Raw genomic sequence first — 17,573 nt, 5'->3', positions numbered from 1 at the left:
TAATACGAAAGTGCAAAGGTATATTTTTTTTCTTATCTTTGCGATGACAGGAATAGAAAATAGATTATGCAAATAGAGACCAGATTTACACCTGATTATATATTCGAGAGCAGTTGGGAAGTGTGCAATAAAGTTGGAGGAATTTACACAGTACTATCCACACGTGCAAACTCACTTCAAAAGATCCATAAAGATCAGATTTTCTTTATCGGACCTGACATATGGAAAGATAATGAAAGCCCCTGGTTTAAAGCTGATGATTCAATGTTTGCCGAGTGGCGTGACTATGCATTTAAGAGTCAGAACCTCGAAATACGTGCCGGAAGATGGGATGTGCCGGGGGAACCAATTGTTTTCCTTGTAAAGTTTGAACAGTTTCTTAGTCGACAGAACGAACTATATGCCAGAATGTGGCAGGATTACGGCGTTGACTCAATCGCGGCATATGGGGATTATCACGAATCCACAATGTTTGCCTATGCAACAGGAATGCTTATAGAAAACTTCTACAGATTTCATCATCTGGAGTCGTTCAATGTAATAGCACATTTCAACGAGTGGATGTTAGGAGCAGGAGCGCTTTACATAAAGAAATATGTCCCAAAGATTGCGACAATGTTTACAACACATGCAACCTCAATTGGTCGCTCCATCGCCGGTAATAATTTACCGCTTTATGGTCATCTCCATGAGTATAATGGCGATCAGATGGCACGTGAGTTAAATATGGCAGCTAAACACTCAATTGAAAAGAAAGCTGCATTGAATGTGGACTGTTTCACAACGGTCAGTGATATTACTGCAGAAGAGTGTGCACAGCTCCTACAGCGCAGACCAGATGTTATAACACCTAATGGCTTTGAAAAAGACTTCATTCCTAAAGGCAGTAAATACACAAGTAAACATAAAAATGCCCGAAAAACATTACTGGAAGTGGCTGAAAAGACTTTAGGACACCCAGTTCACAGAGACGCACTTCTTGTTGGAATCAGCGGCAGGTATGAGTATAAGAATAAAGGGATTGATCTTTTTATTGATTCCTTAAGGCATCTGAAGGCAATGAAAGAGCTTACACGAGATGTTATTGGCTTCATAATGGTTCCTGCCTGGATAAAAGGCCCCCGCAAAGATCTTCAATTACGGCTCAATAATTTACCTGTTGATGAAAGCTTAAATAAAACAGGTATTGTAGATTGTCCTTTTGTAACCCACGAGCTTATGGATCCTCATCATGATAATGTCATAAATCATATTAAACATGCCGGACTCTGCAATGAACCAAACGATAGAGTAAAAATAATTTTTGTTCCATCATATCTTAATGGAGATGACGGAATATTTAATCTTGATTATTACGATCTGCTTATTGGTCTGGATATGTCAGTATTCCCCTCCTATTACGAACCATGGGGATACACTCCGCACGAGAGCGTTGCATTTTCCATACCAACAATAACAACTACTCTCTCAGGATTTGGAGTCTGGGCTAAAAAGAAGGGGGATCGTAAACCAGGTCTCAATGATGGTGTCGAAGTTATTTACCGTAATGATGACAACTATACTGAAGTATATGAAGAAATCGCATCCATAATATATGATTACACACTAAAAAGTGCCGAACAGATCTCAATCTTAAAAAAGAGTGCAGCAGAACTATCCAATAAAGCAGACTGGGCACACTTCATAAAGTATTACCGTGAAGCTTATGGCAAAGCGTTGCATAATTCATACATAAGATTATCTAAACCTTATAAACTAAGTTCAGAATAAATCAATTATCTTTGCTCTGTTCATCTTTTATTATTAAGAGTTATCACCTAATTTCTAAAGAAAAATAAATAAATAAAACCAACTATAATGATTATAAAATCAAATTATTCAAATAGTCCTGTTTGGAGAGATATTCATGTACACGCTGTTTTACCCCCCGAGCTTCAACCACTGGAAGAGATATCTCATAATCTGTGGTGGGTATGGAACGAAGAAGTAAAAGCCATTCTGGAGACATTAGATACAGAAGAGTGGGAAAAAAGCGGAAAGAATCCAGTCGTCATGTTACAAAATCTTAGATCAGATATAACTGAAAGATTAGTAAATGATAAACCACTGGTTGAACGTATCCAACGTGTTTATGCTCAATTCAAGGAATATATGAATGTTCCTTATAATACGGAAAGACCAAGTATAGCCTATTTCAGTATGGAGTATGGATTATCTCACGTATTAAAAATATATTCCGGGGGATTGGGAGTTCTTGCAGGAGATTACCTAAAAGAAGCAAGTGACAGTAGGGTTGACATGACTGCTGTAGGCTTTCTTTATAAATATGGATACTTCACACAAAGTCTGTCAGTTGACGGGCAACAAATTGCCAACTACGAGGCACAGAGCTTCGGAAATCTCCCAATCAGTCAAGTTATGAATGAAGATGGTACACCTATGATACTTGAGGTGCCTTTTCATGACAGAATAATATATTCATACATCTGGAAAGTAGCTGTCGGTCGCATTAATCTTTACCTGATGGATACTGACTTCGATCACAACAGTCATTATGACCGCTCAATCACTCACCAGCTATATGGAGGTGACTGGGAAAACCGTATGAAACAGGAGTTTTTACTTGGAATTGGAGGAATTCTGCTTCTCAATAAACTTGGGATTAAGAAAGATGTATATCATATGAACGAAGGTCACGCAGCCTTTATCAATGTACAGCGTCTTTTTGATTATGTAGTCGGAGAAAATCTTCCTTTCAACCTGGCTCTCGAGATTGTACGTGCTTCCTCGTTATATACAGTACACACACCTGTACCTGCTGGCCATGACTATTTCGATGAAGCACTTATAGGTAAATACATGACACCTATAATTGAGAAGATAGGTATTCCATGGCAACAATTCATGGATATGGGTAGATCCACTCCCGGCTCAAACGAGAAATTCTCAATGAGTGTATTTGCACTAAATACAGCTCAGGAGGCTAATGGTGTAAGTAAATTACATGGAACCGTTTCACAAAAAATGTTCCAGCCGGTATGGAGCGGTTACTTTCCTGAAGAATTACATGTAAGTTATGTTACCAATGGTGTTCACCTTCCAAGCTGGGCTACTTCGAGTGTGAAAGAGCTTTTTGCAAAACATTTCGGTAGCGATTTCTTTGAAGATCAGTCGAACACCAACCTGTGGAATAACATCTGGAATGTCAGTGATGATGAACTTTGGTCACTGCGTTGTCATCTAAAAAAGAAGCTTGTAGATTATATAAAAGTGGAGTTTACTGATGGTTGGCTAAAGAACCAGGCTGATCCAACAAGAATAATGAACATACTTGAAGAGGTTAATCCAAATGCTTTACTAATAGGTTTCTCCAGAAGATTTGCTACCTATAAGCGTGCGCATCTGCTGTTCACCGATCTTGACAGACTAGCTAAAATTGTAAACAATCCTAAACACCCTGTTCAGTTTATATTTGCCGGTAAGGCTCACCCCGCTGATGGAGGTGGTCAGGGATTAATTAAACAGATTGTTGAAATATCAAGACGTCCGGAGTTTCTAGGAAAGATAATATTCCTAGAGAATTATGATATGAGACTGGCTAAAAGACTGGTTTCAGGTGTTGACATTTGGTTAAATACCCCTACTCGGGCTCAGGAGGCCTCAGGAACTTCTGGAGAAAAAGCCGAGATGAATGGTGTGTTAAATCTATCTGTTCTGGATGGATGGTGGTATGAGGGTTATAAAGAAGGTGCAGGCTGGGCTCTTACAGAAAAAAGAACATATGACAATCAGGAGTATCAGGATGAGCTTGATGCATCAACAATATACTCTCTTCTTGAAAATGAAATTATCCCTCTCTATTATGCTCGTAATAGTAATGGTTATTCACATGAGTGGATTCAGTACATTAAGAAATCAATGGCTTTAATAGCTCCAATGTGTACTACAAAAAGAATGATGGATGACTATTTCGATCGTTTTTATAACAAACTTGCAGAACGTTCAAAACTACTGCGATTAAACAATTATGCAAAAGCAAAAGAGATAGTTGAGTGGAAAGAGCATACTGCTTCTAATTGGGATTCATTTGAGGTTAAACATATCGAGTTTAACCCGAATCAGAAAATGAATATCAACAATGATAATAAAGAAATATATGGGAAAGTGGTTATAGATAGGAAGAATCTTAAATGCGACCTCGCTGTTGAATGCGTAGTTGTAGATATAGATCCTACATCTAAAACTCCTCAATTCGTAGAATCATACGATTTTGAACTCGTAAAAACAGAAGGTAGTTTGCTATATTTTGAAAGCAGTAAAGCACTAAACGATCCTGGTTCTCATCAATATGGACTACGTGTTTATCCTAAGAATCCAGACCTGCCACATAGAATGGATTTTGCGTATACAAGATGGATATAATTACTGCATAACTATAAATCAAAAAGCGTATCTTGAACAAGATACGCTTTTTTTATCGGATAAACCGCACAATGTTAAAGTATTATTGAATTGAGATATAAAGATTGTGCTATGCTATATTATTAAAAGGTAGAGGTCAGATAGCATCCAATAATCTGCTTTTATGTGGAGAATTTCCGAAACGTTTACTATAAAGATTCACCAAGTGTGAAACACTTTTAAAATCGTACATCTTGGCAATCTCTGTAATGCTCATGTCAGAATTAAGTACTAGCGACTGAATTTCTTCCATTTTACGGTCTAGCATCCATTGGTAAGGAGTTTGTCCAAAACACTTCTTAAAATGGCGTGTAAATGTTCTTACGCAGTCGTATTGACAAAGTTCTGCCAGTTCAGTTACGTTTTTTGTAGACATATAGTTCCTGAGAACTTTATCTTCAAATGACTTTGATCTTGTTGAATGAGGAATCAGTTTAACAAGTACAATTTCTTTATCTGAATTGGACTTAACTTTACTAGTCATTCCATCTGAAAATGTAAATGTGCATGACTCAACATCTGTGAGCAAGTACTTACGTACGTTATCTGTGTTTTTATTTTCTGTGTCCATATTTTCCCTTATTAAATGTTCCTTTATAAGTAATATCACCTAGAGTAATGCGAATGTTATACTCATCTGCTCCTAAACCTGAAAGGCTTACTATACCAACCCCATTATCAAATACATCAAAGAATGAAGTCTTAGCACCTTTACTTCCATAAATTTCAACGAATACCGGACCGGTATAGTTTTCTACAGTAACGGTTACTTCATTTTTTCCTGAGTAAACTACGACAGCAGGTTCAACTGTAGCCATGAATGACTGAACACCAAATGATTGTCTTGCAATTCGTGTGGTTCCACCCTCTCTGCTTATATCTACAATATCTTCCCAATTATCCTGCACCCTGTTTTCATTCTGTATGTTTGAAGGAAAAGCTAGTGCTATACAAACTGTCATTAAGAATAACACAAATCCTGTTTTTTTCATTTTTTTGAATTTTTAATGCGTTAGAGATTAGTGACACAAAATAACTCACTATTGACACAAAAATCAATACCCTATCACTTTTTTAACGGCATTATTACACTCTTATCATTGATTTACAAATATTTAAGATTGTCCTTTTTAACGGCAATTAATGTCGTTTTAATCATTAAATAGCGAAATATCGAGATTATTTTCGCTCATTTTCTTCTTTAATTGCGATTTTCTAACTCTTACACTTTCAACTGTTGTATTCATAAAAGTTGCGAGCTGACGGTTGTCTGCATCGCATGCGATAAGCATAAGCATCATTTTTTCATTGGCATTTAAAATACCATTTTCATCTATTAAATGAGTATAGCTATAGAATGTCTCCTCATCAGGCGATAGTGTCCTGTTTATATCACGAAGATCAGTGTCCGTATTCTTCAATATTGTCTGCATCTCTTTATATACCTTGGGCTGAGAGGATACATACCTTTGTGTGAGTTTCTCAAACTCTCCCTGAAGAAATGTAAGCCTGTCCGAAATATTACTATATAATTGGATCAGCCATTTACGCTTACCCTCCTCTTTTCTCATTATCTCAGCCTGAATTTCCTGATGCCTCATTTTTTCCTCGGCCTGCATAAGTTTAATCTGAGTAACTCTCCTGACTTTCCTCGCATACATCAATATAAATATTAATACTATAACCAGAATAAGTGCAAAAATTATAACCCTAAGTGCTTGCTGACGTGCACGAAGCGCTTCGTTTTCTGATTCTGTCAAGTCATACCTCTTCTCAAACTCAGCGATCTGAGTATCAAATCTGTCTTGCGCTGAATTAACATACATTTCAAATGCATCTTTTCTATATTTGTTTGCAAGTGTATAATTTCCCTGCAATTCAGCAATATCAGCTATCTTCATATGATATAGATAATTCTGACTATAAGTGCTATCTTTTATCATATCCAATGCTATCTGAGCATAAAGCATTGCACTATCAAAAAGTTGAAGTCCAACATACCTGCTCGAAATATTGTAGTAAACCCTTGATACATCGATGCTCTCATCTTGCGATCTCACAAGTGACAATTTTGCTTTTTCTCTTTCAAGTGCAGTGACAGGATCTCCGATAACATCATAATAAAACGACTGGGCATTGAATATAAAATAGTCTTTTTCCGGCAACAGATTATAAAATGCAGACAAAGAATCAAGATAATTTTTCCCATTTACAATATTCCTCATCTTCATCTCATTCCAGAAAAATGCAAGATAGGTATCAAACAGATGTACTGAATCTTGCTCTAGTTGAGCAAAATCTTTCGCTTTTTGATAATGCTCATTAGCAGAAATATAGTTCCTGCCATTATAATTTATATTACCTAGAAAATAATTGATTAGATAACCCAGTGATGGATTGGGTTGTGATGTAGCATTCAGTAACCTGCTTGCCTCCCTGAGAGGCTCATAAACAGTACTATCCATAATACCCATACGAGTACGCACAATTCCCTGATAAGCTAATGATCTTATCAGATTAGGATTTTTTGGATCATGAGATTTATAATAATATGTTACTGAATTTATAAGTGAGTCACTCGTAAAATCTACATATGTCTTATCGTCAGATATAGTCTTAAGAAGGTTGTAATATGCTCTGTTAGACCTATTTAATGATTCTACATCCAGTGTTTTTAAACTATCTGACACAAGTCGGGGATTACTGTCTATCATAGTATCCCAGTATGAAAGCGTAAGATTAATATCTATGTCCTCTGCTTTCTCAGAACATGAATGACATATTAATATTAAATTAAATACCAGTAATGATATAATAAAACGGACGAAAACCATTTATAAATTTATTAATATAGCGACTGCAAAGATACAAATTTTTATTAATTGACTGCCAATTATTAAGCAAAATTGTTTACGAACACAGCATCTGCTCTATATTGAGAAACCAGTATATTGAACGTGTCTATATTTCGTAATTTTTGTCAGTAAATTTATTAATAATATCCTATATAAACCAAAAAAAAGAATACACATCGGCCAGAGATCGCTTATACATAGCTTATATAAAGTATAAGCTATGTATAAGTAATCTATAAATGATCTTTGGATATGGTATTGTCTAGTCCTGAAATAGGTTTACACTTAAATCAATTTAATGTAAATATAAAATAGGATTATGCATAGTGCGTAATCCCTTGGGTCACTATCTTTTCTTGTAACTGATCACTGCCCATCCATTAAGAACTATAGCAATAATTACCAGTGAAATTAAATTCATCCACACATCAGTTATATTGCTGCCATTAAGATAAATCATTCGGAATGTTTTAGTCAGATAACTAAAGGGGTTAACAGCTGCAATTAATTGAGCCCATACTGGCATACTTGAAACTGGAGTAAACATACCTCCAAGAAGTATCAGAATTAGAATAAAAAACATAACAAGAAAACTTGCCTGTTGCATAGTGGAGGAATAATTAGATATGATAAGTCCCAATCCTGAAATGGACAGAATAAAAACAATTGAAGAAAAAAGGATAGCGATAACACCTCCCATCGGCCAAAGCCCGTATAACATGTAGGCAGTTGTAACAGAAATAATCATTACAATTAATCCGACAATCCAGAATGGGATAAGTTTGGCAAGAATAAAATGATACCTTTTTACCGGGGTGACATTTATCTGTTGTATAGTACCATTTTCTTTTTCCATAACAATATTAAGTGCAGGTAAAATGCCACATATAAGCGTTAATAAGAGTACCATGAACCCTGGTATCATAAAATTCTTATAATCAAGTTCAGGGTTAAATTTATTTTGGGTGATAATATCAATCTTAGGTCTTCGCAACATGTTTTCTCTCGATTCCGGAGGAATTGTGTAAACTAACTCGTTACGTAGCTCCGACGAGAAATCATTCACAATCTGCATAATATAATTGCTGCCTAATAATCCAAGAGTGCCATTTACAGAATTCACTGCTACACCCAGAGAGGAAGTCCTGCTTTTAATAATATCTCTGTCAAACGATGCTGGTATCTCAATTATCATATCTGTCTCACCATTATCCATATTCAACATTGCTGTTTTATAATCAAGTGGAGTATCGTTAAGAATAAAATATTTAGAAGCATCAATTTTGTCGGTTAATCTTTTGGAGTAACTGCTTTTACTGTGATCCACAACATCTATTTTGATGTTTTTAATTTCAAAACTCACAGCCCATGGAAAAATGAGAAGTACCATAATTGGATACAATATGATCAATTTGGGAATCAAAGGATTTCTGAACATCTGCTTAAACTCTTTTTCTACGAGAAATTTTAAAGTTTTCATCCGATTAAAACTATTTATTTTAATATATCAGACTGAGGTAACCGCTTGTTACTTTATATCTACTCCAATCTCTTTTTTGTTTTTATAATTGTGACCCTCAAAAGGAACAGAGTCATTCCAATAAGTATCAGCAACTCTTTCCAGATTACAAATAATCCTTGTCCCTGGATCATTACTTTACGTACAGCATCAATAAACCATCGTGCCGGCACAATTGTAGATATTGCCCTTAATAATACAGGCATATTTTCCACGGGAAAAATCATTCCTGACAACATTAGTACCGGTATCATGGCAGTAATAGCCGAAAAAATAACCGCGTTAACCTGTTTATCTACTAAAGTGGAGACTGTCAAACCATATGTCAGAGTAAGTGAAATGTATATTATTGCGACCAAAGAAAGCAGAGTCAGGCTACCATTCACAGGTACACCCATAACAAAATAACTTAGTAGTAGTATAATAACAAAGTCAATAAATGATATTACCATATAAGGTATAGTCTTTGCAAAAATCATTGTACCCTGTTTAAGTGGCGATGCAAGCAAAACCTCCATTGTTCCTCTCTCTTTTTCTCTGACGATAGAGACAGATGTCATTATAGTACATATAATCATAAGCACAAGTCCCATTATTCCAGGAACAAACATATAAGATGATTTCATTTGTGGGTTGTAGATCATTCTGTTCTCAGTCAGAATCTGAAAAGGAACCTCCGTAAGTTCGGTTTGCTCTTGCTGATAACCTAATATAATTGCAGAAGCATAAGATGCCGAGATATTTCCTCGATTGGGATCTGAACTATTTGCAATTAATTGAACCGCTGCACTTCCTGAATTCACTATATCTTCCTGAAAGTTATGCTGAAAGACAACTGCCAGATCGAGTTTATCCTTTCTCAATGCTTCTTCCATGTCATTCATTGTTTGCATATATCCCAGAAAGGTAAAGTAGGAGTTGTTTTTAATTCTCTCAGCAATGTCTGTAGTAAAGTCATCTGGCACTGGATCATAAAAAGCTACTCTGATGTTCTGCACCTCCATATTTATAGCAAATCCAAACAGTAGGATTTCTACAACAGGCAGACCTATTATTATAAGCAATGTTCTGCTATCACGAATGATATGACGGAACTCTTTATCTACAAAAGCAATAAATTGTTTCATTTTAATCCCCTCTCTGCTTTGCGTGCAAGCTTTCTGAATACCTCATCCATTGTTTCAGCTTTGAATTGTCTTCTCAATTCTGAAGGTGAATCAAGGGCTTCAATTCTGCCATCTACCATTATTGATACTCGATTGCAGTATTCGGCTTCATCCATATAGTGAGTGGTCACAAAAACTGTAATTCCCCGGTCAGATGCATCATAAATCATCTCCCAGAACTGTCTCCGCATGGCAGGATCTACCCCACCTGTTGGTTCATCCAGAAAAACTATCTCGGGTTCATGAAAAATTGCAACCGAGAATGCCAGTTTTTGTTTCCAGCCCAAGGGAAGATATTTCACCAATGTATTTCGTTCTTTCTCAAAATCAAGTTTCTTGAGAAGTATATCTGTTTTTAATGCTATTTCTTTTCCTGAGAGACCATATATACCTCCAAAAAGTCTAATATTTTCCCAAACTTTCAGGTCTTCATAAAGGGAAAACTTTTGACTCATATAACCAATATTTCGTTTTATCAACTCGTTCTCTTTTATTATATCATAACCTGCAACCGTTCCCTCTCCTGCAGTTGGCATACTTATACCGCATAACATCTGCATTGCAGTTGTTTTACCTGCACCATTGGCACCAAGAAATCCAAATATTTCTCCCTCTTCAACATTAAATGATATATGATCCACGGCGGTGAAACTGCCAAACTTTTTGGTAAGATCTGAAACCTCAATAACCTTTTTGCTCATACTATTTACTTGTCAATGCCATAAAACAATCCTCAACAGTTGGCTCTATAGAAGCTATTTTCACATCACTGAACTCTTTATCTAAGAGATATTGCTTTAGCTCATCAATCTGCAGATCATCATCTACCGTAATATGAATTTTGTCTCCAAATGCGAAACTTCTTTTAATTCCTTCATGGTTCCGTAATTCGTGCAGAATAGCCGACATCCTGCTTCCTTCAACGGCCCATAAACTCTCGGTGTATTTATCAATAATTCCTTTTGGAGTATCAGATGCAAAAAATTTACCTTTGCGAATAAGAGCAATTCTATCACATCTGCCGGCCTCGTCCATATAGGCAGTAGATAATAGTATAGTAATACCTTGCTCTTTCAGACGTGCCAGCATATCCCAGAACTCTTTTCTGGAAACGGGATCTACACCTGTGGTGGGTTCATCAAGAATCAATATTTCAGGTTTATGAATCAGCGCACAACTTAATGCCAGCTTCTGTTTCATTCCTCCCGAAAGAGCACCTGCACGTCGATTCTTAAAAGGTTCAATCTGCTGGTAAATATCTTTAATGAGAAGATAGTTTTCTTCAATTGTAGTACCAAATAGTGTTGCAAAGAACTTTAGATTCTCTTCTACACTCAAATCCTGATATAGTGAAAATTTGCCCGGCATATAGCCAATAATCTGTCTTATCTTTCGGTAATCTTTCACAATATCATATCCGTTCATAATAGCTGAGCCGCTATCTGGTAGAATAAGTGAGGCAAGAATTCTGAACAAAGTGGACTTTCCGGCACCATCGGGACCAATCACTCCAAATATCTCTCCATCATCTACCGTGAAAGATATCCCGTTGAGGGCATTTTTTTTCCCGCTCTTTCCGTAACTCTTATGTAAATCTTTTACCTCTATCATCTTAATTAAATTTCACTTCGCCATACATGCCAATTTTAAGAAATCCATCATTAGGTACAGCTATCCTAAGTGCATAAACCAGATTAGCCCGTTCATTTTTGGTCTGTATGGTTTTAGGAGTAAATTCTGATTTTTCTGATATCCAGTTAATTGTCCCTTTGTACGATTTCATACCTCTTTTGCCATCATCAACACTAACTGTCACCAGATCATTTAACTTAATCATAGCAAGCTGATCGTTTGTAACATATGCCCTTAAGTACATCACACCGGTATCAGCAACCTTAAAGAGAGGAGTGCCCATAGTAGCAAGTTCTCCAACTTCGATATATTTATTTAATACTGTACCTGAGATGGGACTTACTACGCGGGTTTTCTCAAGCTGATCATCAAGTTGTGCTATCTGTATTTCTAATGAGGAGCTTTGTGCTGTTATATGTGCAATACTTTTCTGAAGAGTGGATGTTTGTGCTGAAAGCTGACTCTCCAATACTTCCAGTTGAGATACAATATCATCTAGTTGTTTTTGATTTGCTGCATTAGCAGAAACCAACCTTTCCACTCTTTCCTTTTCTCTCTTCAAGCTGTTTATCTGATCTCTTAAAGCTGCTGTCTGAGCATTAATATCAGGCTGTTGAGCTATAACTCCTTTGGCATTGGAAAGAATGCTCATTTTATGGAGGTATAGCTGTGTGCTATCTATAATTCCTACTAGTTGTCCCTTCTGTAATTGATCTCCTTCATTCAAATTAAATTCTAAAACTGTACCGTTTGCCTGAGAGGACACAATTACTTCAGTTGCTTCGAATGATCCGGTAGCGTCGTAATTATCTTCTCCATCTTTGCATGAAATCATCAATAGTAGAATTGATATTGCAGTGAATAATTTAAATGGTTTCATAATTTAATTATATGTTATATCTTATTGTAGCCATGTTGTTATTTTTCAGACATTTAAGCCCGAAATAAGATAGAATTAGTTTTGATTTGTAATGTATTTAAGAGAATAAACAGACATTAGAAATTGAATCTCATGCAGAACCTTTGCCTGCTTGGCTGACTCTTCTGCAATAATTTCCTTCATCAGATCGGAAACGGTCATAGTACCATTCTCTACCTTTATTTCGGTAGTCTCACGTATCTGAGTATGCAGTCTGATAATTTCTTCATCATCCTGCATAGTTTTTCTATATTTTTCAATTTCAATTTGTTGTTGTGGTATCACTATATTCAGATTTTGAAGAAATATTTCTCTGCGTGAGTTGACTGCCGACTTTTGCAAATCAATCTTCCTGATGTCACTCTTCAAGGTGTATAGATTGCTGAAATTCCAGGTCAGTCGCACTCCTCCTAAAAAATAGGGGTTAAATTGGTTATCAAACATGTTTAGACCTGGTTTACCATAGCCTCCCTGAGCAAATGCACCAATAGTTGGCATTACACCTGCATTCAGGAGCGATTTCTGTGATTCTAAGGCATTCTCTTGTGCTTCAAACATCAGGATTTCAGGCCTGTTGATTATCGGCAGGATTGTTGTAATTCCTGGATCTGGTTTAACAAATACCATATCGCTATTAAGCTCTTCACCTATAAGTACCGACAACATTTGAATATACGCCATCAGATTTGATTCAAGATTAGTTCGCTGTTGCCTTGCTTTTAGCCGTTCAACTCTTACTATCATGAGGTCGGACTCGTTAGCTACACCATTTTGCATATAAGCTTTTACATTATCATAATTACGCTGAAGTTCTTTCTCCAGAATTCCAAGTTGATTTAATTGCTCTTTAATCAGTAAAACACCAAAATAGAGATTATTTACACGCTCTTTTAAAGTATATATCTCATTGTTGAGCTGCCTTTTGTCTAACTCTGCATTAACCTCAATACTATTCTTTTGTGCCGAAACTCTTCCTCCGTCCCATATAAGCTGATTTAATTCAGCAACTACTCTGAATTGATCCCGATCAATAGTAGGAAGCTGAAATCCCGGTACTTCAAGATCAATACTTGTTACATCTGACTGCCATGTTCCTTGAGCAATAAAGGATCCCTGAGGGAAATATGCTTTATTAGCATTTGCAATGTTAAACTCTTTTGTTTTCTCAATAATATCATACATGGCAATTGCTGGATAGTTAGCCTCAGCCTTAACCTGACATTCTTCAATAGTTATATTTTGACCAGATATAAATGGTATGTACACTGAAGTCAAAACTATCGATATCAATAATGTTTTGAGTGGCATAATTATATTCTATTATTTTTTTATGGTTGCTGTTATCCATTCTAAAATCTTCTCTTTTCGTTCTGACACAAAATCAACAAACTCTTCTTTTTTTACTAATCCCGAAGATATGATCAATGGTTTTGCAACGAATGGGAAAATAGTTAGACTTAATATATTGACTATCATATGAGAAGCTGTCATTTCGATGTTTCTCTCCTTAAGCTGTTTCTCTATAACCGGCTGTGCTATCAATCGAGCATTTTCAGTAATCTCTTTGAAGAGCTCCTTGTTAATTGTCAGTTCATTAAGTATAAAGATTGGAAGTTCTTCATTTTCAATAAGCAATTTGGTATAATTTTCAGTTATCAGTCTGATCTTGTCTTCTAATGGAATAGTCTCATCCCACATAACAGGACCAATTGCACCTAATAGAATCCTGAACTTCTCTTGCACTACTTTTTTGTAAAGTTTCTCTTTACTGCCAAAGTAATAATTCAACAATGCCAGATTTGTTTCTGCTTCCTCTGCTATCTCTCTGGTCTTTGTTGCTGCATACCCTTTCTGTGTGAAGAGTTTATCTGCTGCTTTGATAATTTTTTGTTCTGTTGTATTCTTATTCATCATTTTTTTTCAATATTCCCTGCAATAGAAAGTAAATGTAATTTAATCACATGATTTAAACATCTGTTTAAATCTTTTGTTTAATCAGACATTATGTATTTAACATTATTTAGCGCAGATCAGAATAGCGTTATAATCTCCACATATTCATCAAACTATGACATGCATACTAAAAATAGTATCCATAACTAACGTACGGATGAAATCGCCGTGACAATTCAGAATAACCCAATTCAAGTCGCAGTGGCCCGGCAACAGTCAGATAAGAGTAACCCAAATTAACACCTAAAAATGAATCACCTTCAAGGAGTGTGTGCAGATGATTGTTATGTATAGTAAAATTAAGATTGGTATATAGATAGTTATTTGTAGTAAAATTGTAATGGATATTCACATCAGTTGAAAACACCATGTTTTCAAGAAACTCCATGCCGGTTGATCCCTGAAGTGATATCTGTTGTGGCATATAGTGTCCATCTGTTCTTCCTCCTACCAAATTCCTGTACATTCGAGGTACACTGTCGTTCATAATATATCTGGCAGTAATACGAGGTGTAATAAAAACTTTATCACTAAGAGAAAAAGGTTTTAACATTTTCATCCTCACCACATTCAGGGGTGCTTCATTTTCCATACTCACGAAGTTGTCAGTATGTAGTGAGTACTGAAAAGAAAAATACAGACCAGAGGTGGGGAAGAAATCTTTGTTGAGATTATCGTATACTCCATTTAGCAGATAATTAAAATAGAGAAGGTCATTTAATTCTGATTGGGGTGATTCGAAAACACTACCCATCGCCTTGTAGAAATGGAAATGTTCCATCTGAGCTCCAAGATGCAGCATTATATTTCCGAAGTAAAACTCAGAAAAAACGAGATTCAGGCTATTTCTTGTTATCCCAAGATTATATAATAATTTACCTCTATCATAAATACTTAGATCATTTTTACCTATTTTGTAATTTATACCCCCTTTAAAAAATATTCCACGGTTTATAGAATAATCAATCATCAGAAAGGGATCACGACTTAGTCTGGTGGTTATATCGAACATAGAATTGAGTGAACTATTCAGCCTGATTGTGGTATTTGCAAGTATTGCAGCCAAATCATTACTGTCAAAATGTATTCCCAGATTCAACCGATTAGCTTCTTTTACATCAACTGTTATAATAAGATCAAAAGGATCTTCACCTTCAAATCTGTAATAGACTCTGTCGAACATCCCGCTACCATAAATCTTGGAAATCATATTGTCCAGCTCTTCTCTGGTAATACTACCATTATAATTGTCTATCCATCTGTTCAGATAACTTCTCTCTCTTTGCGTTATTCCTTCAACATATATATTATTGATTGTAAGTGTATCAAGCTCAAGATATGGATTTCTCTTTTTAGTTTGATTGTAAAAATTGGTGTCGATGGAAAGAGACTTTTTAAGTTTGGTAAGTTCATCACGATGTTCAATTGCAGCAGTAAATCCCCTTTGAATAATAGTATCAATTGCTGTTTTGTGAAAATCCATCATTCCAAAAGGATACACATCAGGTGTAATTAAAATATCAGTATCTGAAATATTATTGTTTAATTTATACTGGCCAATAAAGTTCCAAATCTGCTGAGTAATCTCAGAAATAGTTCCTCTGCTTTGTTCCAGTTCTTTCTCATCACGAGAAAAAGTAACTCCTATTACAATATCCGCACCCATGCTACGAACCAGATCCACAGGGTAATTATTAACTACACCGCCATCAATTAAAAGCATACTATCTCTCTCGACAGGTGTGAATACCCCGGGAATAGCCATACTTGCACGAATTGCTTCTGCAAGATTTCCTTCACGCATAACAATCTCGTTGCCTGTACGTACATCTGCTGATATACATCCAAATGGTATGGGCAAATCATCAAAACTGATATTATGATGATAACCTATTGTTGAATTCAGAAAAAGATTGTAAATATTCTGACCTGTATATACTCCGGCAGGTAGAGATACTATACGGGAATTTTCACCAAAAGGAAACTCATAGGGTAAGGAAACCACATATCTGCTTTGGTTATTTCTCCTGAATGCGGGTATATTTTCACGGTAAACACCATCACTCATAAGGTGGTTCCAGTCTTGTACCTGAATTAATGAGTCAATCATATCCGTGGTGTATCCCACTGCATACAGACCACCCACAACAGCTCCCATGCTGGTACCGGCTATATAATCGATAGGAATACCAATTTCTTCGAGTACTTTTAATACGCCCACATGAGCAAAACCTTTTGCACCACCACCACTTAAAACTACTCCAACCTTTTTCCTTTGAGGATTACTTCCAGGTGTAGCAACTTTATTCACCTCACTGCCTAAAACAACAATCACCAGGAATAAGTAAATACATATTATAGAAAGTCGTTTTTTCATTTGGCTAGTTGTAATATTAAATAATTGGATGTTACAAATATAACCAAAATTCATAAAAAGCGACTCTCTCTATTTAGGGGTAATAAATTATATAAAAAAATGCAATCTGGTTGGAAAAAGATATGACTGTTTGTGGATTATAAAAAGGTATATTATGGCAATATTCTCTAATATTTGTTAGAAGATGTTCGAATAAAAAGAGCGATTCGTTTTAATGAACCGCTCTTTTTATAAAAATTTATTGCTCCAATTTTTGTGACCCCGGAGGGGCTCGAACCCTCGACCCATTGATTAAGAGTCAATTGCTCTACCAACTGAGCTACGGAGTCATAATTTGATCGCAAAGGTAAATAAAAAAGGAACAAAACTACAAAGTTTGTTCCTTTTTTATTCCGTTTCAATATCCTTAGAGATCTGAAAGCTCTGAGCCGGCTTTAAACTTAGCTGTTTTTTTGGCTGGTATATTGATAGGCTGTTTTGTGCGTGGGTTGATACCTTTTCTTGCACTTCTTTCTGAAACTGAGAATGTTCCAAAACCTACTAATACTACTTTACCACCACTTTTTACTTCTTCGGAGATTGTTTCTAAAGTTGCGTCCAATGCTTTTTTGGAATCAACCTTGCTAAGACCAGATTTCTCTGCAATAGCGCTAATTAGTTCTGATTTATTCATAAGAAAACGTAAATAAAG

The 17,573-nt window shown here is 35.9% G+C and carries 14 protein-coding genes and 1 tRNA gene; 2 read left to right on the top strand and 13 right to left on the bottom strand.

Features of this window, described 5'->3' with window-relative positions; all coding sequences use genetic code 11:
* Positions 1-66: 66 nt before the first annotated feature.
* Both BN1354_RS00600 and glgP read left to right on the top strand, forming a co-directional pair.
* The gene (locus BN1354_RS00600; protein WP_045090217.1) at positions 67-1,770 is read left to right on the top strand and encodes a glycosyltransferase family protein; all 1,704 of its coding nucleotides are present in this window, start codon (positions 67-69) and stop codon (positions 1,768-1,770) included.
* Between the two features lie 87 nt (positions 1,771-1,857).
* Positions 1,858-4,422, top strand: a complete 2,565-nt coding sequence (glgP, locus tag BN1354_RS00595) for an alpha-glucan family phosphorylase (RefSeq protein WP_053825933.1) — start codon at positions 1,858-1,860, stop codon at positions 4,420-4,422.
* Positions 4,423-4,558: 136 nt separating this feature from the next.
* Here glgP and BN1354_RS00590 read toward each other — a convergent pair whose 3' ends face one another.
* The 13 genes from BN1354_RS00590 to BN1354_RS00530 form a co-directional block, all read right to left on the bottom strand.
* The gene (locus BN1354_RS00590) at positions 4,559-5,032 is read right to left on the bottom strand and encodes an AraC family transcriptional regulator (protein ID WP_053825932.1); all 474 of its coding nucleotides are present in this window, start codon (positions 5,030-5,032) and stop codon (positions 4,559-4,561) included.
* Positions 5,016-5,453, bottom strand: coding sequence for a hypothetical protein (locus BN1354_RS00585; protein ID WP_045090219.1), 438 nt, complete (start codon positions 5,451-5,453; stop codon positions 5,016-5,018). The genes BN1354_RS00590 and BN1354_RS00585 overlap by 17 nt, the downstream gene beginning before the upstream one ends.
* Positions 5,454-5,612: 159 nt before the next feature.
* The gene (locus tag BN1354_RS00580; RefSeq protein ID WP_154904802.1) at positions 5,613-7,175 is read right to left on the bottom strand and encodes a tropomyosin; all 1,563 of its coding nucleotides are present in this window, start codon (positions 7,173-7,175) and stop codon (positions 5,613-5,615) included.
* Between the two features lie 487 nt (positions 7,176-7,662).
* Complete coding sequence (locus tag BN1354_RS00575; RefSeq protein ID WP_053825929.1) at positions 7,663-8,796, bottom strand: ABC transporter permease; 1,134 nt, start codon at positions 8,794-8,796, stop codon at positions 7,663-7,665.
* Positions 8,797-8,855: 59 nt separating this feature from the next.
* Positions 8,856-9,962, bottom strand: coding sequence for an ABC transporter permease (locus BN1354_RS00570; protein WP_053825928.1), 1,107 nt, complete (start codon positions 9,960-9,962; stop codon positions 8,856-8,858).
* Entirely contained in the window at positions 9,959-10,702 is a 744-nt protein-coding gene (locus BN1354_RS00565; protein WP_074010692.1) for an ABC transporter ATP-binding protein, read from the bottom strand. Before BN1354_RS00565 ends, BN1354_RS00570 begins: the two co-directional genes overlap by 4 nt.
* A gap of 1 nt (position 10,703) precedes the next feature.
* A complete protein-coding gene (locus BN1354_RS00560; RefSeq protein WP_053825927.1) occupies positions 10,704-11,612 on the bottom strand; it encodes an ABC transporter ATP-binding protein in 909 nt (302 codons plus the stop codon).
* A 1-nt stretch (position 11,613) separates the two neighbouring features.
* Positions 11,614-12,513 carry an HlyD family secretion protein gene (locus BN1354_RS00555; protein WP_053825926.1) on the bottom strand — a complete coding sequence of 300 codons (900 nt, stop codon included), beginning with the start codon at positions 12,511-12,513 and terminating at the stop codon, positions 11,614-11,616.
* Positions 12,514-12,588: 75 nt separating this feature from the next.
* Positions 12,589-13,860: a TolC family protein gene (locus BN1354_RS00550; protein WP_074010691.1), complete on the bottom strand. Its 1,272-nt coding sequence runs from the start codon at positions 13,858-13,860 to the stop codon at positions 12,589-12,591.
* A gap of 12 nt (positions 13,861-13,872) precedes the next feature.
* Positions 13,873-14,466, bottom strand: coding sequence for a TetR/AcrR family transcriptional regulator (locus tag BN1354_RS00545; RefSeq protein WP_053825924.1), 594 nt, complete (start codon positions 14,464-14,466; stop codon positions 13,873-13,875).
* A 166-nt stretch (positions 14,467-14,632) separates the two neighbouring features.
* Positions 14,633-16,882: a patatin-like phospholipase family protein gene (locus BN1354_RS00540; protein ID WP_053825923.1), complete on the bottom strand. Its 2,250-nt coding sequence runs from the start codon at positions 16,880-16,882 to the stop codon at positions 14,633-14,635.
* A gap of 256 nt (positions 16,883-17,138) precedes the next feature.
* A tRNA-Lys gene (locus BN1354_RS00535) sits at positions 17,139-17,211 on the bottom strand.
* 77 nt (positions 17,212-17,288) lie between these two features.
* Entirely contained in the window at positions 17,289-17,555 is a 267-nt protein-coding gene (locus BN1354_RS00530; protein ID WP_045090228.1) for an HU family DNA-binding protein, read from the bottom strand.
* Positions 17,556-17,573 lie beyond the last annotated feature (18 nt).

The organism is Lascolabacillus massiliensis, from assembly GCF_001282625.1.
Taxonomy (GTDB): domain Bacteria; phylum Bacteroidota; class Bacteroidia; order Bacteroidales; family Dysgonomonadaceae; genus Proteiniphilum; species Proteiniphilum massiliensis.
The sequence above is the reverse complement of the archived record's forward strand: the minus strand, read 5'-3'. Positions and strand labels throughout refer to the sequence as shown.

Excerpts from the sequence above, each read along its gene's own strand:
- BN1354_RS00600 (WP_045090217.1), top strand. The coding sequence starts at position 67 with ATGCAAATAGAGACCAGATTTACACCTGATTATATATTCGAGAGCAGT.
- glgP (WP_053825933.1), top strand. The coding sequence starts at position 1,858 with ATGATTATAAAATCAAATTATTCAAATAGTCCTGTTTGGAGAGATATT.
- BN1354_RS00590 (WP_053825932.1), bottom strand. The coding sequence starts at position 5,032 with ATGGACACAGAAAATAAAAACACAGATAACGTACGTAAGTACTTGCTC.
- BN1354_RS00585 (WP_045090219.1), bottom strand. The coding sequence starts at position 5,453 with ATGAAAAAAACAGGATTTGTGTTATTCTTAATGACAGTTTGTATAGCA.
- BN1354_RS00580 (WP_154904802.1), bottom strand. The coding sequence starts at position 7,175 with ATGATAGACAGTAATCCCCGACTTGTGTCAGATAGTTTAAAAACACTG.
- BN1354_RS00575 (WP_053825929.1), bottom strand. The coding sequence starts at position 8,796 with ATGAAAACTTTAAAATTTCTCGTAGAAAAAGAGTTTAAGCAGATGTTC.
- BN1354_RS00570 (WP_053825928.1), bottom strand. The coding sequence starts at position 9,962 with ATGAAACAATTTATTGCTTTTGTAGATAAAGAGTTCCGTCATATCATT.
- BN1354_RS00565 (WP_074010692.1), bottom strand. The coding sequence starts at position 10,702 with ATGAGCAAAAAGGTTATTGAGGTTTCAGATCTTACCAAAAAGTTTGGC.
- BN1354_RS00560 (WP_053825927.1), bottom strand. The coding sequence starts at position 11,612 with ATGATAGAGGTAAAAGATTTACATAAGAGTTACGGAAAGAGCGGGAAA.
- BN1354_RS00555 (WP_053825926.1), bottom strand. The coding sequence starts at position 12,513 with ATGAAACCATTTAAATTATTCACTGCAATATCAATTCTACTATTGATG.
- BN1354_RS00550 (WP_074010691.1), bottom strand. The coding sequence starts at position 13,860 with ATGCCACTCAAAACATTATTGATATCGATAGTTTTGACTTCAGTGTAC.
- BN1354_RS00545 (WP_053825924.1), bottom strand. The coding sequence starts at position 14,466 with ATGATGAATAAGAATACAACAGAACAAAAAATTATCAAAGCAGCAGAT.
- BN1354_RS00540 (WP_053825923.1), bottom strand. The coding sequence starts at position 16,882 with ATGAAAAAACGACTTTCTATAATATGTATTTACTTATTCCTGGTGATT.
- BN1354_RS00530 (WP_045090228.1), bottom strand. The coding sequence starts at position 17,555 with ATGAATAAATCAGAACTAATTAGCGCTATTGCAGAGAAATCTGGTCTT.